The 21,993-nt window shown below is 67.1% G+C and carries 14 protein-coding genes; 9 read left to right on the top strand and 5 right to left on the bottom strand.

Annotation, left to right across the window (positions count from 1 at the left end):
• The first annotated feature begins 4 nt into the window (after nucleotides 1-4).
• From ABD901_RS00765 to ABD901_RS00725, 8 genes are all read left to right on the top strand, one after another.
• Nucleotides 5-316: a hypothetical protein gene (locus ABD901_RS00765; RefSeq protein ID WP_345120064.1), complete on the top strand. Its 312-nt coding sequence runs from the start codon at nucleotides 5-7 to the stop codon at nucleotides 314-316.
• 323 nt (nucleotides 317-639) lie between these two features.
• On the top strand, nucleotides 640-1,749 hold the full coding sequence (locus ABD901_RS00760; RefSeq protein ID WP_345120062.1) for a pPIWI_RE_Y domain-containing protein: 1,110 nt from the start codon (nucleotides 640-642) through the stop codon (nucleotides 1,747-1,749).
• Entirely contained in the window at nucleotides 1,746-5,075 is a 3,330-nt protein-coding gene (locus tag ABD901_RS00755; protein WP_345120060.1) for a pPIWI_RE_Z domain-containing protein, read from the top strand. The genes ABD901_RS00760 and ABD901_RS00755 overlap by 4 nt, the downstream gene beginning before the upstream one ends.
• A complete protein-coding gene (locus ABD901_RS00750) occupies nucleotides 5,076-7,706 on the top strand; it encodes a pPIWI_RE module domain-containing protein (RefSeq protein WP_345120058.1) in 2,631 nt (876 codons plus the stop codon).
• Nucleotides 7,707-7,969: 263 nt separating this feature from the next.
• A complete protein-coding gene (locus tag ABD901_RS00745) occupies nucleotides 7,970-8,632 on the top strand; it encodes a DUF6308 family protein (protein WP_345120056.1) in 663 nt (220 codons plus the stop codon).
• Complete coding sequence (locus ABD901_RS00740; RefSeq protein ID WP_345120054.1) at nucleotides 8,625-10,364, top strand: hypothetical protein; 1,740 nt, start codon at nucleotides 8,625-8,627, stop codon at nucleotides 10,362-10,364. Before ABD901_RS00745 ends, ABD901_RS00740 begins: the two co-directional genes overlap by 8 nt.
• Nucleotides 10,361-13,147, top strand: a complete 2,787-nt coding sequence (locus ABD901_RS00735) for a phospholipase D-like domain-containing protein (RefSeq protein ID WP_345120052.1) — start codon at nucleotides 10,361-10,363, stop codon at nucleotides 13,145-13,147. The genes ABD901_RS00740 and ABD901_RS00735 overlap by 4 nt, the downstream gene beginning before the upstream one ends.
• An 816-nt stretch (nucleotides 13,148-13,963) precedes the next feature.
• Nucleotides 13,964-14,821 (top strand): PHP domain-containing protein, encoded by an 858-nt coding sequence (locus ABD901_RS00725; RefSeq protein WP_345120050.1) that lies wholly within the window; start codon nucleotides 13,964-13,966, stop codon nucleotides 14,819-14,821.
• Between the two features lie 33 nt (nucleotides 14,822-14,854).
• On the opposite strand, the gene ABD901_RS00720 is transcribed toward ABD901_RS00725, so the two are convergent.
• Nucleotides 14,855-15,829, bottom strand: a complete 975-nt coding sequence (locus ABD901_RS00720) for an NUDIX hydrolase (protein WP_345120048.1) — start codon at nucleotides 15,827-15,829, stop codon at nucleotides 14,855-14,857.
• An 84-nt stretch (nucleotides 15,830-15,913) separates the two neighbouring features.
• Here ABD901_RS00720 and ABD901_RS00715 point away from each other — a divergent pair, with 84 nt between their 5' ends.
• Complete coding sequence (locus tag ABD901_RS00715; protein WP_345120047.1) at nucleotides 15,914-16,819, top strand: ARPP-1 family domain-containing protein; 906 nt, start codon at nucleotides 15,914-15,916, stop codon at nucleotides 16,817-16,819.
• Nucleotides 16,820-17,049: 230 nt separating this feature from the next.
• Here the strand turns inward: ABD901_RS00715 and ABD901_RS00710 are convergent, their stop codons facing one another.
• The 4 genes from ABD901_RS00710 to ABD901_RS00690 form a co-directional block, all read right to left on the bottom strand.
• Nucleotides 17,050-18,555, bottom strand: coding sequence for an ADP-ribosylglycohydrolase family protein (locus ABD901_RS00710; protein WP_345121078.1), 1,506 nt, complete (start codon nucleotides 18,553-18,555; stop codon nucleotides 17,050-17,052).
• 673 nt (nucleotides 18,556-19,228) lie between these two features.
• Nucleotides 19,229-19,486 carry a tyrosine-type recombinase/integrase gene (locus ABD901_RS58935; protein ID WP_380137281.1) on the bottom strand — a complete coding sequence of 86 codons (258 nt, stop codon included), beginning with the start codon at nucleotides 19,484-19,486 and terminating at the stop codon, nucleotides 19,229-19,231.
• A gap of 525 nt (nucleotides 19,487-20,011) precedes the next feature.
• Nucleotides 20,012-20,281, bottom strand: a complete 270-nt coding sequence (locus ABD901_RS00700; protein WP_345120043.1) for a hypothetical protein — start codon at nucleotides 20,279-20,281, stop codon at nucleotides 20,012-20,014.
• Nucleotides 20,282-20,953: 672 nt separating this feature from the next.
• On the bottom strand, nucleotides 20,954-21,982 hold the full coding sequence (locus ABD901_RS00690; protein ID WP_345120041.1) for a PD-(D/E)XK nuclease family protein: 1,029 nt from the start codon (nucleotides 21,980-21,982) through the stop codon (nucleotides 20,954-20,956).
• Nucleotides 21,983-21,993 lie beyond the last annotated feature (11 nt).

The following is a 21,993-nucleotide window of genomic DNA, read 5'->3' as shown; positions in this document are numbered from 1 at the left end:
CCTGGTGAGCGACCCGCAGCGCGACGAGTTCGAGACCGAGGTGCGCCACGGTGTCCCCGTCCAGTTCCGCGCCGTTGCCGGCGTCGCCAGCGCGCAGTCCTGCACGGAAAACGTCGCCGTACGTCGCTGGTTCGGCGCCGCGGACCAGTGCTGGTCGTTGGTCGAGCCACTGGGCGACTTGTTCGGCGTCGAACAATGGTTGCGCTCGCGTCCCACCAGTCGGCGGCGGGAAGTCAGCGTGTCGGCGCCGCCAGTTGCTGACGCTGGGGCGGCGCACCTGCGCATATCGGGCGATCTGCGCCAACGTGACTGCTGACTGCATGGTGGTCGCCCCCTCTCCGCCTGCGGATCTCGCGCCTGATCACCGTAGCGAAGGCGCCGCCGTGCAACAACGCTGCAATCTGATAACTCCAGTTATCAGATCGCAAGCGTCGCACCTGACAATCATCCTTATCATTGGCTCTTGTCGCTGCCGAGCCTGCCGTCAGTTGTTATATGGGGCGCGACGTTGATGGGTGATGTGATCCAGACGCATCACATCACCCCGAATGGCGCATATACGTGACGTTTCTGTCGTGCCCAAGAGGCACGATAACGCCGTCGCACGTCGATGTTTCGCCGCGAGAAGAGGACGAGCTCATGGACACGGATCAACACCCGTGGCCCGAAGACTGGGAGATCACCTTTGTCCACCAGCTTGCCGCCGGGCTGATCGAGTATGCCGACCTGTGCCGGGTCGGTGAGCCGATCCGCCTGCCGTACCCGTCCAATCTTCAGCGGGCGCTCGACCGGCTGACGCTGATGTGCCAGGTCCAGGGCGTGACCCCGCCAGGCAGCGTGATGGATCTGCTGCGCTGGGCGCGCCGACCGTTGGCCGATTGGCCGATCGGGCTCGACGTTCCGCGGTTGGACGTCGACGAGGCGTTGCTGGCTTTCGGCTACCCAAGCGTGGCGTGCGAGGAGCTCGGTCGTCTCCGGGGCGACGTCGAAGGCGAGCTGCGCGAGAACGCCCTGATCGGTGACGTGATGGACGTATGTCGGGCCAACGATCGCGAGGACGCCTACGTTGCGTTCCGGGAGCTGTTGATACGTCGGCCCGCCATGTCCGAGCTGGATCTGGCTGAGCAGCTTCACCGGCCGGAGCTGGCGTTGCTGTCGGCTCAGCTGCGGGCAGCGTACCGAGAGGCGCCGCCTGAGGCGTTGCTCGGCGGAGTGGCGCAGGTCTGCGGCGGCTGCGGCAATCTGAGGACGCCGGCGGAGGATATGCCGCAGCGGATGTGTGTCGATCCGGCCTGCCCTGACCCTGGGAAACCGTGGACTGAGCTTCCGGCCGTCGAGGGTGTGCTCTGGATCGGTCGTGAGCTGCGGACGTTCATCGCCGCACCCGGGCGGGCCGAACTGCGCATCGCCGACAGTCTCCGTGCGGCGGGAGTGCCGATTGAGCTGTGGCCGCGATTCGACGCCTGCGATCTGGCGGTCTTCTCCACCGACGTATGGGCGGTGGATGTCAAAGCGTGGGCGAGTCCGACCCGGCTTGCGGCCCGTTTGGCGGCGCGTCCGTTCCACCCGCCGTCGGACGCGTCCCGAGCCTTCATCGTGATCGCCGATGAACAGTGCCGCGCCCGTCCTGGGTACCTCCGCCAACTCGTCCGTGCCCTGCCGTCGCTGGGTCCGGGTGGGCGGGTCACGGCAATGTCCGAGCGGGAGTTCAGCGGCGAGGTCAAGCGGCGCCTGAAGGAGGAGTCGTGAGGGAGACCAGCGCGTGGCGGGCCCAACTGGTCAAGGACATCACCGCGCACCACGAGCCTGCCGATGGCGAGCCGTCGATCGCGCAGGTTCTGGACACCGAGCTGAGTCTCTACCTGCTGGAGACCGTCGCGCGCGGCCAGTCCGCCCACGGGGCGTGGGCGTTGCTGGACGGCTACCCGACGTTGTGGCAGGTGCTGCCAGACGCCGAAGACTCGGCCCAGATACGGATCGCCAACGCTCGGCACCTGCTGTGGCGTTCACACAGCCCGTACCAGTGGGCCGAGGCGCTCCGTGCCTACGCCGCGTTGCCGGAGCACGTCCGTGGCTATGAGATTGATCCGGCTGATGGCACGACACGGCGACTCCCCTGCCGAGTCGCCCCGCAGCGGTGGGACACCTTCGAGCGGGTTCTCACTCAGCCGCTGCCGTTCGCGACTAATCCGTTGCGAAGCGCCGAGCCGGCCAACGACTACGTCTTTGCTGCCGGACGGAGCCAGCGTGGCGTGCGGCTGCCGGGCTGGATGCCGGTGCCGGCCCGCGGGCCTGGGCACGACCTGACGGTCCGAGGCCGTCAGCCGGTCGTGGTTGCCTGGGCGGACCTGCGGGAGACGGCGGCGTTTATGGACGAGCAGGACCTTCATGCTGGTCGGAACAACGACTGGGTCGCCCGAGTCGACGGGGTTACCCTGCAAGTACGTCGCCGGGACAGCACCTTCGGCGACTGCGACGTGCTGACCATCGACCGCATGCTGCACCTGGTCGGCATGGTGAGCGCCGGGAAGTCGACGCTCGTCACCGTGCTGACCGTGTGGGCCGCCCGCCACGGACTGCGGGTGACCATCGTGGTCGGGGACAACACCTCATCGTTGCGGACGGTCGAGCAACTCGGCTGGTACAGCGTGGCGGCTGCACCGGCGATGGGACAGTCGAACCGGCGACGTCACGTCGAGCGGCTGCACCGGCTGCATCCGCCGACGGACGGGCGGATCGTCCCGGCCTCAACCGGTGTCTTCGAGCTGATGAGCACCGCATGCATGCTGGATGCCCTCAGCGAGGTCGCCCAGCCGCTCGACCTGCGTCACGCGCCATGCGAGACCTTGGTCCCGCAGGACCGTGCATCGCCGGACAGGCAGACGGGTCGTGCACTGGCGTGCCCGGTGTGGCATGCCTGCCAGCGGCACGAACCGGCCCGCCGACTCGTCGAGGCACCCGTGTGGGTGGCCACCCCGTGGAGCCTGGTGTACACCAAGGTGCCGAACCACCTCAACGCCGAAACGCTGCGCTACCTGGAGGCGGCTTGGCGGCGCAGCGACCTGATCCTGGTCGATGAGGCCGATCAGGTGCAGGCCAACCTCGACGCGATGTTCGCCACCGGGCAGACCTTGCTGGGCTCCAGCGACGACGCCTGGATCGACGAAATCGACATCCGATTCGGGGCCCAGCTTCGCGCGCTGGACCGGGCACCCACGCGACTTTCCCATGTTCGGGTCTTCAACCTTGCCCTCAACGCCGCGCGGGCCGCCGCGGACATCGCCTACCACCTGCTGCAGCTGGACCGGCGTCGTCCTCGTGGCGTGCTGCGCAAGTGGGTCGACGGCGACTACTTCACCGAATGGACGTTGTTCCAGCAGTTGGCGGAGGATTGGGCCGGCTTCGCGCCCGTTTCGGGTCGGCGCCCACGTGAGGGCTGGGACCGTGACGCGTGCTATCTGGAGCTGCGCCGGATCTTCGATGCGTTCGTGGACTCTCCGGCCGGCGGCACTGGCGACCCGGTCGCCGACGAACTCGCCGGCCTGGCCGCCTCCGTCATCGCCGACACCGACGAGGACCAGCGCCAGGCGCGCGTTCGTAACTGGCTGACAGGATTTACCGAACACGATCTCGGGTCCGGCCGCCGCGCCACGCCAGTGGACATCGACGCCAGTGCCAGTAGGCTGGAATTCGCGCTCATGGTGGCGATCATCGCCAGCCGGCTCAATCAGATGCTGCGACTGTGGCCGCTGGTGGCCGCCGATCTCGACCTTCATGATCTTCCGGTCGCGGAGCTGCGGCAACCGCCGCGGGACCTGACCCCAGTGGTGCCCGAGTCGCCGATGGGCAACGTGCTGGGCTTCCAGTACGTCGAGCACGATCGCCGGTCCGGCGATGGGCAGATGGGGGAGTTCCGGTTCTTCCGGTACTCCGGGGTCGGCCGTTCGCTACTGGTTAACCTGCCCAACCTGTTCCCAGCCGACGGCAGCGGTCCCAACGTCATGCTCCTGTCCGGTACGAGCTGGGCCGGGACGTCGCCGCGCTACCACGTCGATGTCGAGGTCGGCGGAATCCTCCGGCCCCACCAGAAGGACCTCGATCAGATCGCGAAGACGACGGTGGAGTTCCGGCCGTTCACTGCCAACGACAAGCCCATCTCGGTGTCCGGCAAGTGGGGCCCGGAGCGCGACGTGGCACTGCAGCAGATGGTCACCGCCCTGGCCAAGCCCGGTCCGACCGGACGGAGCCTACTGGAGAAGGAGCACGCCGCCCTGCCGGACGGTCGTCAACGGATCATGCTGCTGGTCGGCAGCTACCGCGAAGCGAAGTACGTCGCTGAGGCGCTCGTCCGGCGGCGCACCGCCTGGAGTGACAACGTGCGCTACCTGGTGCCCGACGATGAGTTCGCCACCGACTGGGACGGTCCGCAATGCATCCGGCGTGCCGACGTGGCCACGTTCGCAGCGACCGGAGCATGGATCCTGGTCACGCCGATGCTGGCCATCGAACGAGGTCACAACATCCTCAACGACGACGGCGTGGCAGCGATCGGGGCGGCGTTCTTCCTCGTCCGCCCCCATCCGCGTCCCGATGACCTCACCTATGTCACCCAACGCATCAACCAGTACGCCCAACGACAGATCGCCGAACGTGCGCGGGGCTCGGCCGGTGAACCCGGTCCGGAGGCGCTGGACGAGGCCGGCAGGGAGCGCCGCCGGGCGGCGCAGCGACGCTGGCGGGCGCTGCTGCACAGCCGCGTCGCGTACAGCCAGCTCGACGACGACGAGCGCCGTTCGCTGACCTGGACCCAACTCGTCACCATCTGGCAAGTCATCGGACGCCTGGTCCGTGGTGGCCAAGCCGCGAAGGTGTACTTCTGCGACGCTGCCTTCGCTCCGAGGACGGCGCAGCGTATCGACGGCGTTTCCGATGTAGCTGGCACGAGCCTGCTCCTCGGCCTGCGAGAGGTGCTCGACCCCTACTTCCAACCGGAGTGCACGGACGACGACCGGCACCTCGTCAAGGCGCTCTACCAACCTCTGCGGCAAGCACTGTCCCTGATGGGAGACCTGTAAATGCCCACCTACGACCACATGCGGGTCGGCGCGTTCCGCCTCACAGCCGACACCGTGATGCGCCGCACCTATCGACTGCTGCGCTTCCCGGCGACCTGGAAGCCGGCGCTGCGGGCACTCAGTGCTGCCGCCACCCGTCGCACCAACGGTGAGCCGGTACGCATCGCCATCACCGCCCTCAACAGCGCCCTCACCGCGCTGGTGCCCGACCTGCTCGTCGTGGCTCGCAAGGTGAGCGTTGAGGCCGGCGACGAGGACTGGCTCTACAGCTACCACCCCGTTCCGCCGCGGGCGCTGTTCACCGTCATCGCCGCCTGGATCCGAGCCCACGAGGCCCCGCAGCAAGTGATCGACCAGACACTCACCGCGATCCGCGCTGACGACCTCGTGTGGCGTGAGATCTCGCTCGACCTTGCCGACAAGGACAGCCGAGCGCTAGCGTTCCGGCTGCTCCCCATGGAAGCCGCCGCAATCCTCACTCAGCCCACTGCCGGCTGCCCTTACGGCGACACACTTATCGCACAGTTTCGGCGCTGCCCCACCGACACCGGCGCGGAGATCATGTCCTGGCCGCCATTCGGCACCGACAGCGGCGCGCCGTTCTCCGTCACCACCCGGATCACGGCCCAGACCCATCCATTCAGCAACGACCTCAACCTGTACCTGCATGTCGGAACCCGGCGATGGATGCCAGAATTCGGATCGCTGTCGATGCAGCACGGGCACAACGTCTTCCTGGCCCCGACACTGCCCTACCTTCCCGGACTTTCCAACTCCCGCCATTTCACCAAAGCCAAGATCGAGCTCGCCCGGCTTGGCACCAGGGCTGACGGCAAACCCGACTGGGGAGCCCGCTGGGACGACAAGCTGGCTCGCCTCCTCGCCGAAACCGGGTGTCTCGCGCGCCTGCCCGACCCGCGGCAGCTGCGGGCCAACCCCCTCGATTGGTTGCACCGCGACGGCGACGCGGCTGCGCTCGTGTATCGCACCGGCATGCTCAAGCGGGAACAGGTCAGCGCGGGCCTGTCACTGACCGATCGTGCGCCCGTCCTGGACTGGGCCGAACAGATCCTTGCGCCCCACCTGACCCTGACTCCTCCACTGGCCAGGACCAACGCGCCCGTCTACACCACGACGCGCACCAACACGCCTGACCCGGATCCGGTGAGGCTGTGCACGGAAGCCGCCAACCTCACCGGTGGCAGGCTCGACATCGAACTGTTCACCGGCGAGCAGTCCACGCAGCACACCCTCGACGCGCTCACCGCTCGCCTCGGCGTAGTGATGCCCACCCTCGCGGAGCTGCGGGACGCACCTCGGATCGTGGCCACCGACAAACTCGCTGTTCACCTGCGGCTGCTGGCGCTCCCCGAGATCACCGCTGACCTCGAGCCCGACCGGGACGTCACAAGCCGCACCCAGCGCAGGGAGCAGGCGGTTACTGATCGCGCCGAACGCATCCAGACAGCGCTACCGGCGGCCGAACATCCCACGATCGCGATTGTGGAGATCGGTGGCCTGGACACGTACAAGGGACCACGACGAGCCATGGACCCGAAGTTCGCGATCCGGCACGGCCTGCTGCGTACCGGACGACTATCGCAGTTCCTCACCCCCGTCGTCACGCCGACCCGACCGCCGCGGACACGCAAAGACGGAAGCGAACCCGCCGACCCCAACCGGCAGCGAGCCATCAGCGCCGTCAACGACCTGCTCCGCCAGCTCGGCGTCCGCGCGGCACCGCTACCCAACCCCAAGCCCGGTACCATCGCGCGCCGGCCCGCGATCCTCGGCCTCTGGGTAATCCGACAGAACGAAGGCGACGTCTGGGGCACCACCCGCCAGGTCCCGGTCGCGGTCTTCATCGACCCGACCGGCCACACCATCATGGTTCGCACCCCTGACGTGGAATGGACGCCACTGCACCGCGGACTGCTCACGATCGGACGCCAGCACGTCTTCGCGAACCAGCGCCGCGCTCCTCAGGAGATCACCCGCTTCGTGGAACAGGCGATCCGTGAGGTCGTCGGCGAATACCCCGACACCCTGCTGCTCACGCACGCGCAGAACCTCCGCGCCGGCTGGAGCTTCATCGCGAACACCAATCTCGTCATGGACACGCTCGGCTTCGGCACCGGTACGTCAACGCCCATCGGCCGCTTCCAGGGGTTGCGACACGTCCGGATCCGTACCGACGTGGACAACGAGACGCCCGAGTGCTATGCCGTCAACGACGAGCAGTCCGGTCACTCGCAAGGAGTCTGGGCCATCGACGGTCACAGGATGTTCGGCAGTACCGGCAGCAAGCCGGTCACCGCGGGAAACACCATCCATGGAGCATCGAAGATCACGCCCTGGCTCAACCGCGCCGGAGAGACCAAACCACCGAACCCCAAGGCGGACGTGTGGAACCCGCAGTTCATCGAGTTGACCGTCGCGGGTATCCAGCACGGCGACGATCCGCGGCACTGGGCGACGCTCGCGCACGAACTGCGCTGGGCCGCACCCTACGTGAACAGCCCCACAACACTGCCTTGGCCGCTGCACCTGGCCAAACAGATAGGCGAATACCTTATTCCGACCGAGGTCGACGACGCCGACCTTGCGAGCGGCGACGAGCTCGACAGTTGACGCGTGCGCGCCGCCGCCTCGCCCGCGCCTACCCCTCGCTCGGCCGCTGGTGAGGCGGTGAAGGTAGCGGTACTTAGCCCGGATGTTCCGCAGACCACCAGAGCGACCGACGGTGGAAGTCCGAGGACCTAAGCACCAGCGAGGTCACCTCGAGGCGATCCGCCGTGGAGCTTTTAACGACTCAAACATGTAGGGGACAGATGGTGTATAGGCAGGGCATCTCTCTCGCGAGGTTGCTGAGAATTCTGAATGATCCGCGATCCGTGCCGGACCTGCAGCGGTACTTCGCCGTTGGGCTGCCGTCGTGCGAGGTGCCGCCGTTTACAGGGGGCCGCTTCGACCGGCTGAGTGGTGGTGGGGATCATGCCAAGGTTCGGGACGTCATCACCGCGGATGATCTGATCGCGGTCGAGATGCTCAACGTGCAGGTGCCGCCGCCGGTCTCTCTCGCCCTGCTTGAAGGGAGCCTTGGACGGGCCATCAGCGCGGCATTGAGCACGATTCCGACTGACGTTTGCCTCGGTGATGACGGCGCCGGTCAGCATGTTGCCGATGACAGCCCAGCAGACAAGGCGTGGCACCTCTTGAAGGAGTGCGACGGGGTGGGCTGGGTTACCGCGGGAAAGTTGCTCGCTCGTAAGCGTCCGCGAGTCATCCCTGTGTACGACGAGATCGTGAGCTGCGCCTACGGCACGTCGACTGGCTTCTGGCCATGGCTGGACTGCAAGCTTCGGGAGCAGGGTGGCGTGCTCGCGCACCGGCTAGCGGAGCTTCGTGACGAGGCGGGTCTGTCCGACGAGATCAGCGCATTGCGGATCCTCGACGTCGTGATCTGGATGCGCCACCGCGCCGGTCACGCTGGGCATGGGTGCACTGGCGTGGGTGACGACGACACGAGCGGACCTACGGGCGACGTGCATGAGTGATAAGCGGGAGCTGGCCAAGAACTGGGGCTGGGAGAATACAGGACCGGTCTGGGGCGCCCAAGCCTTTCCGCCCCGCGCCGGCCAGGACCACCTCGGGCTGGGGTCGGTCAGCTCAGACCGAATCCTTCCCCGGCTATCGCCGGGCATCAACGTGCTCACGATCCACCCGCGGTACTGGTCGTTCTACGCCTTCGTGCTCGACGAGTTCTGGGCGCGCGAGTCGCCGCGCACCAAGGTGGCATTCCGGGACTTCTACCGGCCGCGGGAAGCGCTGTTCGCGTTCGCCTGTCAAGTCTGCGAAGCACCCGAGCACGCGACCCTCACCGGCAACGTCGTCGGATCGCGGCGCACCGCCGGGCCAGCTGAGCATGACGAGGAATTCGATCCTGGCTTCGACTACATCAAGGAACCTCTCGGCGGATACGGACTGTACTACCGCTCCGTCATGGAATCCACCGGCCTCGTTGTGATCGCGGACCCGGCCAACGGGGTCGCGTTCGACGCGCTCACCCCTGAGGGGCGGGCAGTCGCGGACGCCTACCGCAATGCCATCAGCGGCACCCGCTTCTATCGCGAGCACCTGCATCAGCTGGATGCGCCGGTGCCGCGCGAGGTCCTCGTCGAGTTCGCTGCAGCTGGCTGCCTGTGCCAACTACGTGCCGCCGCCCTCGACGTGCCGCTGCTGCAGGACCTGTTCCTACACGGCGGTGAGCCCCAACAGGCCGAACAGCGACGAGCCACACTCCGCTTCCTGCTTGACGTCTGCCGCACGGCGCAAGCCGATGCCCTCACCGAAGACCGATTCCGGCAACTGATCTACTTCCGCGCACTCGGCGACGACCGCTACGCCCCCCACAATGGAACCGTAGCGTTCGCGCGGCGGTGGCGGCTGTACCAGGCACGCGAGTACTTCGCCTTCGCGTTCAACCGGCTCTGGGCATGGCTGGCTCGCAGCGGTCTCGAACTGTCCGACGACGGGCTCGTAACCGTTCCACTCAACGATGTGTGGGCGCTGGTAACGGACGCGCTCGACACCAACGAGTTCGCCGCTCAGCTGGGCCTATCCGATCCCGGGATCAACGCCGCGACACCGGCGCAGGAGTTTGGCCAGTGGCTCGCCGATCACGTTGATGTAGCACCGGGCGTCGACGAGGTGTGGCCCCGGCATGACTCACTCGACGAACACGCGTTGTACGACTGGTGCCGCAACACCGTGGATGACGGCGAAGCGCTCGTGGCGATGCTCGCCGTCTTGCTGCTGCTGTACCGCCGTGTCGGCACGCCGGGCCGCATCGCGGACCTCCAGAGAGATTCGGACCTACTCAGCGAAGGCGACGCGCGGCGGATCGGAATGGCCAGGTTCTTTGCCCTGCTACACAAGCAGCTGTTGGCCGGCCAGACCCTGGCCGCCGTTGCCCGCTGGATTCTTTCTGACTTCGTGATCACGCAGCACGAACGCGTCGCGTCGGCCAAGCTTCCCGACGATACGTTCCGCTTCCGGCGTGTCGGCGACAGGCTGCGGTTCTTCAACCAAGAGACACCCGTCGGGTTCAACGACAGCCGGTTCGTCGCGTTGCGCACGGCCGCCCATGAGTTGAACCTCGTCACATCCCTGGCACAACCCGAACGTAAGCTCACCGCCGCGGGGAAGAAACTGCTCGAGCGGGGCGACCTGCCAAACGGCGCGCTGGAGCGTGCCGCGATGACCTATCTGCAGCAGGAGCAGCAATGAATCGCCGCGGTCGCGGCGGCGCCGAGCCGAGTTCCGCATTGCCGGTGCCCGAGCTGATTCAGGGTGACTGGACAAGCCTAGTCATCTTGACCTACTCCGCGAATCTGGGCTTCTTCGAGACACACCTGTTGCGGCAACTGGGCCGGGTACCCCAGCGGTTGATCCTCGCCGACGACCGCCGGCTGGCCGAGACGTTCACCAGAGCAGCGGAGACCGGGCAACGCCTCGCGAACGCCAACCGAACCTACCTGGCCGCGCCCGTCCGCAACGCACGAGCCGCACATGCGAAGGTGGCGCTCCTCACCACGAAGACGGATGGCCTGTTACTGATCGGCTCTGGAAACCTCAGCCAGGACGGCTACGCCAGCTCCGGCGAATTGTGGCACGTCTACGCGTACGCAGACGGCGCACCTGAACACCTTGGGCAGTTCGCCGCCGTCAGGTTCCTCATCGATGGCATCATCAGCCGTGAGTGGATCGACCCGCCCGCTGTCGAACTGCTGCACCAGGTATGGGCCGAGACACCGTGGCTGGCCGAACAGCCCTCGACTGCGCCGCTGGTGCGACACAACCTCGACACACCGCTGGTCGACGCAATCGCCGAGGCCGTCACCTGGCCCGTACAGACCCTCACTGTGCACGCCCCGTTCTTCGACCCCGAAGCACAGGCGCTTGCCAGCCTGCTCGACCGGTTGCGTCCGCGTCGACTACGAGTCTTGCTCACCCGCGATACCTCAGTCGATATCGAGGCGCTGCGTACAGCGGTGACGCGGCCACGACTCGACGTGTCGTTCCTGCAGGCCACGGTGACGGACGCGCCTAGGACGTTTCTGCACGCGAAATTCATTCATGCCGTTGGTGCGGATCGCGAGGTGATGCTCACCGGATCGGCGAACCTGTCCAGATCAGCACTCCTGCTCACGGCGAACGGCGGCAACCTTGAGCTCGGCGTCATCGAGACCCGCCCACGAGGCGGCTTCGACGCGGTGTACCGTCCGCTGACTCTTTCCCCGATCGCCGACATCGCCGCGCTCGATCTGTCGTACGACACCACCGCGGAAGCGCAGCCACCAGTTGATGTGCCGGTCCTGCTTTGGAGCGAGATCGCCCGCGGGTCGCTCACCCTGGTCTTCGACCGGCAGGTCGACACGGCGGGGCTCACTCTCATAGGACCCGACGGGACACCGCTGACCCCGCTCGCCGTGCACGCCGATGGTAAAACCATTCGCCTCGACCTCAACGGAACAGATCTTGATCAGGTAGCAGGCGGCGGCCCGCTGGAGGTCGGCGTCGTCCATGACGGCCAGGTGCACGAGCCTAGGCCTACCTGGCCCTACCACACGGAGACGCTGAAAGGCCGGCTGGGCCGTGCCAGCCAGAACACGTTGCTGGCTCAGTCAGGGACGCTACCGGGCACTGACAGCGAACTGTTCGAGCTGCTGCAGCAGCTCGAACAAACACTCATCTTCGACCCGATCAGCGCATGGAAGGTCGCACGACCGACTGATCCAGTCCACCCAATCGATGGTGACGAGCAGCCCGCCCTTCGGTGGGTGGATCTCGACTGGGAGCGGATACGTCGACATCCCAGGTACGCCGGCTACCACCACTTCGGCCGAAAATTGTCGCTGCCGCCGACCGACGTGCAGGTCGTTCTGGCGTCAATCGCGGCACGCCTCAGCGATTTCGGCACACAGTTGGTCACCAACGGTGAAGCCGACAGCGACGACGTCGTCGGCGAGGTCGAACTGGGTCACGAGAGCGCGCAGACCGCCACCGAGACCCAGGAGCACGGCGATGGCGACGACGAGCCTCCCGATGAGCTGGACCGGCGCCGTCTGAGCGTCTCTGCTCGGACGCGACGAGCCTTCAACCGCTTTGTCGCCCGTCTAGCAGCTGCAGTGCGTGATCCGCAGTTCCAGGATGCGCTTGGCCCGATCATTGCAGTGCAGAACGCGGTCATCTTCAACCATCTGCTGCGGCAACTGCTCCAGAAGCACGCGGTCGATCTGCGCTACGCGGTCGAGGCGCAGCTCGCCGTCTGGACTCTGTTGTGGGGGACAGGCACGGAAACTGGACTGCTCGCATCCCTGCAAGGCGACGAACGCCACGCCGCGGATCAGATCCTGATCGAGACCCAGACGCGCCGGACGGTGGTCGGCGCGCTGTCCGACCTTGCTGAGTATGACGTGGACGAGGAACTTGCAATTGCGCTTCGGCACCAGGTCCAATATCTGCTGGTTGACCCGATCTTTAACTTCGAGTCCCGGGTCGTTGCCGCAGCCGCACCGGACCCGACGCAGGCTGCCGCATTGCTAGCGAATCTTCGCTGGCTGGCTGCGCCCTCCACGGATCACGATGCGACTACGGAGGTTCTCGCACCGTGGGATCTGCCACCCACGGCGGCGCGATGGGAGCAGACGAAAGTAAGACGCTCCACGCCCGGCGGGCGTGAAGCTCGGGAGGAATACGTTCACGTCCTCGAACTGGCGTCGCCGGTTGCTGGGCTCACCACCGAGGCTGCACGGGCGGCCCTGGCTCGACTCGTTACGTACGCCGACGTTGCCGGCTGGGGCTTGGACTATTTCCGGATCCGGTTCGCTACGGGAAGAGACGTATGTTTCTGGGACGCTCGGGTTGGTCAGGGGGTGAGCCTCCTCAACGGCAAAGATGTTGACTTCGACGACCTTGAACTCATGTGGCCACTCTGGTACGAGCGACTACTTGCGATTCAGACGGAGATCGTCGGTTGGCGACGTAACAGCCTCAGGCGAGCTTCTTGACGAGCCCAGCGCGCCGCTGGCACTGCTGGTACCGGCACACCGCCCTGGCAACGCGGTGGACGTCGAAGCGGTGCTGACTACCCTCGTCCGGCTCGACCGCGCAATGGGTGGACACGGACGGGCGCCGAGGCGGAGACCCGAGGCGCCTTGCAGCGGGTGGCCCGCCTGGTGGGCACCCTCGCCACGCCGGAACATCCTGAGCACCACCACCGGTACGACCCGGCGAAGGCGATCAGCTACACCGCGACCACGTTGTCGTAGGTCGGTGACGCGGCCGCCGAGGAGTTCGCCCGAACCGCCATCCGCAAGCAGGAGAACACCGCTCCGAACCCTTCGTGATCAAGACCGACGACCCGACCGTTGGCCTGTTCGTCCATAAGTTGGCGGACCCTGACGGCAGCTGCGAACACGTCGAGGTGGCGACGTCGGAGTTGTCTACCGGGCATCGTGGTACTTGTCAGAGCCGATCCTGGGTCGGGAGAGCCTTCTCCCGCGGACCTCGGCCGATGCGGTGTGGCGCGCGGTGGCCGAGCTGACCAGAGAGGTGTCGCATGCAGTCTCCGTCACGTCGCAACGCTCCCGTGAGGACTGCAGCAGAGCCGGACGGAAACGCCTTCGTGAGCATCATCGAATCGTTTCCGGGTCGACATCCCCCACTTCATGGGTCAGCCGTCCGGGAGGACAACGGCCAGGACGCATGAGGGTGACGCACAGTCCCAGCTGCCCTCGAAGAGACCGGGAACGATCGAAATGCCTCGCTGAGTTGGTGCGATAGGCCGACGCGGTCACGGTGTTTTCCCAGTACAGTCCGTGGCTATGCGTATCGACCTGCATGCCCATTCAACGGTCAGCGACGGTACCGCAACTCCGGCCGAGGTGATGGTGATGGCTGCTGCTGCCGCACTGGACGTGGTCGCGCTGACCGACCACGACACGACCACCGGTTGGGCGGAGGCGGCCGCCGCCCTGCCGGTTGGCCGGACGCTGGTGCCAGGTGCCGAGTTGTCTTGCCGCTGGAACGATGGCGGGCAGCGGTTGGGGATGCACATGCTGGCGTATCTGTTCGATCCGACAGACGCGGCCCTCACTGCCGAGATGACCCGCGTGCGCGACGGTCTGGCGCACCGGGCACAGGCCGTGGTCGAACTGTTGCGGGCCGGCGGCGTCGATGTCACGTGGGACGAAGTACGCGAGCTCGCCGCCGGCGATACGGTCGGTCGCCCACACATCGCTCAGGCGCTCGTCGACGGGGGCCGGGTGGGATCGGTGCAGGAGGCGTTCGAGCCTCAGTGGCTCGGCGAGCGGTATTACGTGCCCAAGCAGGCCATGGATGTCTTCGTCGCGTTGCGGCTGGTCCGTGACGCGGGTGGGGTGGCGGTCCTCGCCCATCCGCGTCGCAAGGACCGGGAGGTACCCCATGAGGTCCTGGCCGAACTGGCGAAGGAAGGACTCTTTGGCCTCGAAGCTGATCACCCCGAGCATGCCGACGCCGCACGGGAAGCGGTACGCGCAGCAGCTCTCGAGTTCGGTCTGGTCGTGACCGGTTCCAGTGACTTCCATGGCGCCCGGAAGACCGTGCGGATCGGCGCCAACACCACCGACCCGCAGGTATTCGAGCAGATTGTCAACGCAGCCAGCGGAACCGCTCCGATCACCGCCGCCGCTGTCCGGTAGAGCTGCACACAACAGCAGCGAGAGCCGGAGAGGCTAACTCTGCGGACGTGGAGCGCTGGTTGCGGCTCGGACGATGTCGGACCAGCCGCCCAGTTCGCCGGCGAGTCGGCGCCGGACCAGCGCTTCACTGGGGCGGCCGGTGGATCGCGCCCATGACGCGTAGCCGTGGATGGTGACCCGGTCGACGGTCTCGGCGTACTCCGCGACTGCGGCGAGGAGGTCCTGTAGGGAGTAGCTGGGTTGGCCGGTGGGTGCGTGACTGGTGGCGCCGGTGCTGGTGTTCTTGCGTCGGTACAGTTGCGCGGGCCGGCCCGGTCCGCTGCGGTCGATGTGTTCGGTGGGCTCGATCTTGTCGTCGGCGAAGCGACGGAAGGCGTCCTTGTGGCTGATGTGGCCGTTGATCGCGTCGTGGATGCGTTGCAGTTGGCGGATCGTGAATCGGTCATCCAGTAGCCAGAGGGGGTCGGCGGCGCCGTTGTAGCGACCGCGAAGGTCGGCGACGGCCCGGGCGAGGATCTCTTCGTGGTCGGCGGGCAGCGCGGTCTGCCCGTCGGGCAGCGGCAGGTGCGGTCCGTTCGGTGGTGCGACCGGTGCGAGGTGCAGGTCGGCTCGCAGGGCGACCTGTTCGCTGATCCTGTCGTAGGGGACGGAGCCGGTGTGTGCGACCGAGATGACCCAGCCTCGCGGGTCTCGGTTGGGGTCGTCGAAGACGTGCAGTTGGCGCGGTTCGAGCCCGACGATGGCGCATTTGTCGCGCAGAAGCCGCAACACCGCCTCGGCCAGCCGCTCGCGTTCGTGGACGAACGTGCCGGGCAAGGACCAGTGCTTGCCGTCGAGGGGCTCATCGCGGCGCACGAGCAGGACCGACAGGCGATCCGGGTCTGGTGCCACCGTCAGCAGCGCGACGTCGACGGTGAGCGACGGTCGGGGGTAGTCGATGAGCCGCCGGCCCTGGCTGTCGCGCCAGTGCGGGCCCTGGGCGGCGGCTGCGGGTTGCCGGTTCGTCATGCCGCCAAGGTTATCTTGCCTACCGCGAAAAGTCTTGCTAGTTTAGCGCTCATTGCGAGATAAGTACCAAACTGGAGGTTGTCGATGAACCTGATGCCCGCTCTGCACCTGGGCGCCCCGACCCAGGCCGGGCCGCTGACCGTCTTCCCGATCTGGACCGACGCCCCGATCGCTCCGGTCGCCTATCGCACGTCACTGCCCGCCGACGCCCGCATCGACGAGCTGGACGACCCGACGGTCGGACGGCTGCGCGTCACCAACGCCGGTACCACACCGGTCCTGCTGCTGGAGGGTGCGCTGCTCGACGGCGGATGGCAGCACCGGGTGGTCACTCGCAGCATGTTCGTCGACGCGCAGACGCGCGAAGATGTCGAGGTGGCCTGCGTCGAGCAGCACCGCTGGTCGGGCGGCCACGGCCAGCAGCTGGCCCGGTACCGCGCGCCGCTGGCGGTGCGGGGCGCATTGCGCGGACTTCGGGTGGAGCCGCTGCCCACCGAAGCACCGGACACCGGGATCGACCAGGGCGACGTGTGGCAGCGGGTGCACCGGTACGAGCGCGAGCTGGGTGGCTCGGAAACGTCGTCGCTGGTGCAGTTGCAGAAGCGCCTCGACGCCGAGTTGGTGCACGTCCTGGCCGCAGTGCGGCCGATGTTCGGGCAGCGGGGCGTGCTCATCGGCGCGGCCGGTCACCCGGTGCTGTTGGAGGTCTTCGACGACCCTCAGACGCTGGCCGAGCAGTGGGATGCGCTGTTGTCGGCAGTCGCCCTCGACGCCCGCCTCGCGCCGCCGAAGCCCACCCTCGGAGCCCGGGCGCGTGCGTTCGTGCAACGGGTAGCCGCCGCGCCGCTGCGCGTGGCCGACGCGGCTGGCGAGGCCTTGGCGGTGCACGCCGACGACGATCTCGTGTCGGCCCGCGGTGTCGCCACCGACGACCGGTTGCTGCACCTGGCCGTCCTCAACGCCAAGCACCAGTTCGTCCTTGCGGCCTGACTGCGCCTGGTCACTCCCAGAGCTGGTCAGCTCATCTCGTCGAGAAGAGCCGCTGACCGGCGCCATCTCTGCCAGCAAAGTAACATCGATGAAGCTCGCGCTGGCGCGATGCCTCTTCCGGCCGGGCTGGAAGACGCGCAGCAGCGTTGACTCGACCGCCACAGGATTTGCACAGCCACCGTGCCGCGACCGACAGCGAACCGGCTGCCGGGAGCCGCAGCGTGGCCCGGCTACAGCTCCTCGACGACCTGCCGCAGTTCCGGGTTGAGTGTCCAGCCGTGTGTGCCGAGTAGCTGGCGCAGTTCGCTCAGCGCGGTCGGTGCTGGTGTGTCGGTGGTCAGGGTGGTGTAGCGGGCGGCGACCGCCGGCGTGCGGCTCTGGCCGGCGGCACAGTGCAGCAGCACAACGCGGCCTTCTGCACGGAGCTGGGCGACCAACCGGGCGGCCTGGTCGACGACGAAGTGCGGGTGCGCGTTGGCGCCGGGCTGGTCGACCAGCCACGCCGAGACCCGGTTGGCGGCCGCCACGTCGCCGAAGTCGTCACAGCCGACCCGGCACAGGGAGACCACCGCACTGGCGTGTGCCGCGGCCGCGTCGGTGCGGAGGTTGCCGAGGATCACCCCGGGGTCGTGCGGGTGCGCCAGCAGCAACGGCCCGACCGGCTGGCGTGGCGCGCGGGCGCAGCCCGGCCAGCCGGTGGAGTCGGTCTGGCCGCCTTGAGCCGTCAGCACGGCCAGGCGGATCAGGTCCGCCGCGCGCAGCGTCGGCCAGCCGTGAACGACGCGCTGCCAGGCCAGGGGCACCGCGGAACTACCCCAGCGGGCGCCGAGCAGCGCTCCGGCGATCGCCGCGACCGTGTCGGTGTCGTCGCCGGCGCATACCGCTGCGGTGAGGGCGTGTTGCAGATGCTGGCAGGCGAAACTGCCGCGGGCGGGATCGTGGTCGGGAACGGCGGTGTGCGTGATCGCCGACCAAGCGGCCTGCAGGGCGGGGACTACGAACCCGTTGGGACGGAACTGCTCCGGCGCCTTGGACTCCGCCTCGGTCAACCAGTTCGACCATTGGTCGCGGCGTTGCGCGGGCACCAGGTCCAGGCCCTCGCGTACCCCGTCGAACGTTGCATCGATGATCGCGCGGCGGATACCGGAGCACCACAGCACGCACGCGTCGCCGGCCAGTACGTCGTGGTTGGTCAGCTCACTGACCGCGCGGGCGGCTTCGGCGAGCGCGTCCGGCCGGCCGAGGTAGGCCAGCGCGACCGGCGCGGTGCGCATCAGCGAACCGTTACCGGCGCTGCGGCCGGTTCGTCGGTGCAGATCCGTGGCCGCGTCCCGCATCGCCGCGGCGAGCCCCGCTCCGTCCGGGTGCGACACCGCGCCGAGGACCTGGCGGGTCTGCGCCCCGATGTCGCTGGCGCCCTCGCGTCTCCAGCGCAGGAAGTTGGCGGCGATCCGATCAAGACTGTCACTGCTGCGCAGATCCGCCCCGGAAGCGGACACCTCCGCGATACATACCGCCATCTGGGTGTCGTCGCTGTACTCAACGGGGGCGTACGGGCCGAGCCCGCCGCCGCACATCTCGGGCTGGTGACCGGCCGCAAGCGGCGGCTGAAACTCGTACGGCACGCCCAGCGCGTCCCCGCACGCGGCACCAACGAGAACACCAGCCGCCCGGTCGCTCTGGACCGCACTACAGCCGCCGCCTGCCGAACCGTAGCGGCCACCGGCCCAGCACACCGGCCAGGGCACTTCACGGGAAGGCACCGGCTCGCATGCGTCACGGTGAGCCTCATCGCGGAAGCCCGGCGCGAATTTAGTGTCCTCATCCCAGAAGGCCGTGACGGATCACGCGGGGACGTTGACACGGCTTCGCATTGAACACCGGCCACAGCTTCGGCAACAGTCGATGTGTGGCGTAGTTAGTTCGGAATGGAGGCGCCGTGGTGCGACGGATGGCTGACGCGGCGTACCGCGAGCAGCAGCACCGCGGCCGGCTTTCCCCGCACGTCAGGCCGATCAATGAGCTGGTGACAAGCTGCGCGAGCTCGGCGGCCGCGGCTGGATGCCATAGGTCGCGCCAGCGCCCGGCGGCGTGGACGCCTGGGTGGTCTCGATCCTGCGTGACCCGGGTCCGGCGACGCATGAGGGCACCGGCTCGGGCTTCCTCTGCATGGAGAACGACGATCCGACCGCCGAACAGCAGTGCCTCGCCTTCGCCGAGGTCGGTGTCACACCGTCTGACATCACCCGTGGAATGCCTACCCCTGGTACATCAACCGGAAGCCGACCGCCGCCGAACGCGAGGCCAGCGTGGTGCCACTCGTTCGGCTGATCGTCCTGATGCCGCGGTTGACCGTCGTACAGCTGCAGGGTGGCGACGCCGCCGAACTAATCGAGGGCCGCGCGCTGGTCATCCGAGCGTCACGTGTCCGTAGACGTTCATGGTCATTTCCAAGGTGCTGTGCCCGACGATCGCAATGACGGTGCGCGGCGGCACTCCGAGGGCCAGGAGCACCGAGACGCAGCCGTGCCGGAGGTCATGCAGCCGGATTGCCGGAAGACCTGCCGCCACGCACTCCCGCCTGCACGACCCGGGTGCAGTTCCTCGGGTCGATCGGTGTCCCGACCGGCGTGGTGAACACGTAGCCGAGATCCGGCCAGCGAGCACCGAGCTTGCGTCGCTCCTCGTCCTGTGCCGACCGCTGCGCGGTCGATGCCGCCGCGACGATTGCCGGAAGCGGAACGGCGCGCTTCAAGGGCGCCGCGCTGGGCGCGCGGCGCTGGCCGGGTCTGTCGGCCAGCCGGTCGCCTTATCGCGGTAGGCCGTTGATTCTTTGCGCTACCGCGACGTCCGTCGTGGTCCCAGCCGTAGCTCCCGCGGCCTCGCCCTCCGCGTGGAGTTGCGCTCTTTGCCTCCGGCGGGACCTCTGGCTCCGGGGAGGTCGCTCCGCTCCCCGCACCGTCTGCCAGGTCGAGCCGAGCAGAACGGCGCCGCTCGCGCCAGGCCGAGCCGCTGCGCGGTCGCCTTCGGCGAGCCTGGCACGGCCGGCGCCGCCCAGCTCCCCGGAGAGTGGCCGACGGCATACGGGGAGACTCCGCGACGGGTTGGGGAGGGGCCGGCTGTTCGAGATGCGCCGCTCGCGCTCGGCCTGCTGGCGGCGCAAGCGCCGACATCGGCCGGCGTGAAAGGGAATCACCGGCTGCCGGCCATGATCCGTTCGTCGGCGAGTAGGGCGTAGAGATATGACGGACCGCGAACGATGTCGTTGAGCTTCCCCGGCCCGCTGACTGGCCATCGGTCGACAGCGCGCCGCACCTGGCTCACGTGGAGCGGATAGCCGGTGCGATCCGGCACGATCGACGTTCCGACCACCGTGTACCGAAACGGGAGACCTGTCTTGGTGCGGAACTCCTCGCCGGCATGAGCCTGGATGTTGCGCCACACGCGCTCAAAGGTTGCCATGCACACAGACTCGGGCGTCGCAACGTGGCGCACAAGGTTGCTATTTGCGGACTAATAGAACTCTGTGTACTCACCGATAGGATGCGATTCATGCATGACGGGGACCCGACCGGTGATCTCTGGCGCGAGCGGTGAGCCAACCGGCCACCTCTGAGCAGGGAGGCCGAACCATTCGGGCGCCTGGTCGATGAGGATGCCGATCCGGCCGAGGTCTCGTACTACGAGGCGATGAAGGACTCCGCCGCCCAAGCCTCGACAATGCCCAACGCTCCTACGCCGGCCAGTACCGTCGCCGCGAACGTCGGCTGCGCGGGCGACAGCGGCATACTCGCGACGAGCCACCGCTCTGTCGAGCCTCGATTGACAGCAATAGCTGACAGCAACGAGAGCAAACCGCGCCGGACCGCCTCACCAACGATCCTGTGACCTGGGATCGCGGACGGAACCAGACGAGAAATGAACGCATGTTGACATGTTGATCGCCAGCTGGCGGAGAGTTGCGAGCTCGCGAACGCGGGAAGCGGCGATCTCTTGGTTGATCGCGACGGGTCCTCGCTGCGCTCACGCGCTACCACACGCGCAGTGCAAACCAGGCCTCAGAAGCGGTGCTGCCCAAAAACATCTTTTTTCGTCTGGTTTTGGACAATTATCGGCTTCGCCTGCATCGTCGGATCAGTTCTTATTGACGTTAAGCCGGTCTATGTCATTGGGATCTGCTCCACCCGCGGTAAGAAACGCCCGATAGGCGTCGCAGTCGAATCGCTGACCGCACGCAGTGCACTGTGCCTTCAGATCTTGATCGACGCGTTGCGCCATCGGCAGGTGCTGCTTCGTCAGGTCGCCGCCGTCGATCGACAGCGGATCCTGCTGAATCTGCAGCACCGTGTTCCGCAGTTCACGGACCTGCTCCAGCGTCCATGCGAAACTGGCGTCAATGACCTCTTGGTCGATCGGAATGGACAGCAAACGACGTCCCGAGCCCGGCTTCTCGTTGGTGAAGAACAACACGCAGCGGCGGGGCAGGCCAATGCGGTCCTGCAGCAGTCCGGCGTAGGTGACAACCTGGCGCACGTAGTCGTCGCGTGAGCGGTTTTGCCGCAGCCTGGTGCCCTTATAGTCCCAGATTTCCGTGTCGCCGACCGCAGCCTGATCGGGGACATCGATCACCTCGCCCAACATGGCCGCCTTATCGGTCCAGCGCCACTGCAATGGATAGGTCAGCGTGTTCTTCTGCTGGATGACAACGTCCAGGATGCCAGTGAGCAGAATCTTGGACTTCCCTCCGTACAGTTCTGGTACTACCTTGCGTACGCTGCGCAGCGGATATTCCTCGTGCTGTGCTCCTTCGACGGCGGCCAGGACTTCGGGGTGCGGCGCGTCGGCCTCCACGTCGTACAGGTGGCGCGTTACGCGGTCGACCGTTTCCTGCTTGCTCGCGAACGTGGTGCGGATGCCGCGGGACCACAGTACGAGGAAATACGAGTTCAGTTGCGCGGTGAGCGAAGCGACATCGGCATGTGCGCCGGTCGCGCGATGCCGGTCAGTCAGCCACTGCATGGCGTGATGAATCATGAAGCCTTCCATTGCTTGCACCTGCTCGTAGGGGTGCACACCAACGTGCTTTTCGAACGCCCATGCGCGCCTGCATCGCCGGTGAGCCAACAGATCCCCGGTGTAGCTGACCTCGATCAGGTCGGTCACTGAAGCGCTCC

The sequence above is a fragment of the Dactylosporangium darangshiense genome (genome assembly GCF_039537565.1).
GTDB lineage: Bacteria > Actinomycetota > Actinomycetes > Mycobacteriales > Micromonosporaceae > Dactylosporangium > Dactylosporangium darangshiense.
The sequence above is the reverse complement of the archived record's forward strand: the minus strand, read 5'-3'. Positions and strand labels throughout refer to the sequence as shown.

Bases quoted from the DNA above. Each gene is read 5' to 3' on its own strand.
- ABD901_RS00760 (WP_345120062.1), top strand. From the start codon at position 640: ATGGACACGGATCAACACCCGTGGCCCGAAGACTGGGAGATCACCTTT.
- ABD901_RS00750 (WP_345120058.1), top strand. From the start codon at position 5,076: ATGCCCACCTACGACCACATGCGGGTCGGCGCGTTCCGCCTCACAGCC.
- ABD901_RS00740 (WP_345120054.1), top strand. From the start codon at position 8,625: ATGAGTGATAAGCGGGAGCTGGCCAAGAACTGGGGCTGGGAGAATACA.
- ABD901_RS00735 (WP_345120052.1), top strand. From the start codon at position 10,361: ATGAATCGCCGCGGTCGCGGCGGCGCCGAGCCGAGTTCCGCATTGCCG.
- ABD901_RS00725 (WP_345120050.1), top strand. From the start codon at position 13,964: ATGCGTATCGACCTGCATGCCCATTCAACGGTCAGCGACGGTACCGCA.
- ABD901_RS00720 (WP_345120048.1), bottom strand. From the start codon at position 15,829: ATGACGAACCGGCAACCCGCAGCCGCCGCCCAGGGCCCGCACTGGCGC.
- ABD901_RS00715 (WP_345120047.1), top strand. From the start codon at position 15,914: ATGAACCTGATGCCCGCTCTGCACCTGGGCGCCCCGACCCAGGCCGGG.
- ABD901_RS00700 (WP_345120043.1), bottom strand. From the start codon at position 20,281: ATGGCAACCTTTGAGCGCGTGTGGCGCAACATCCAGGCTCATGCCGGC.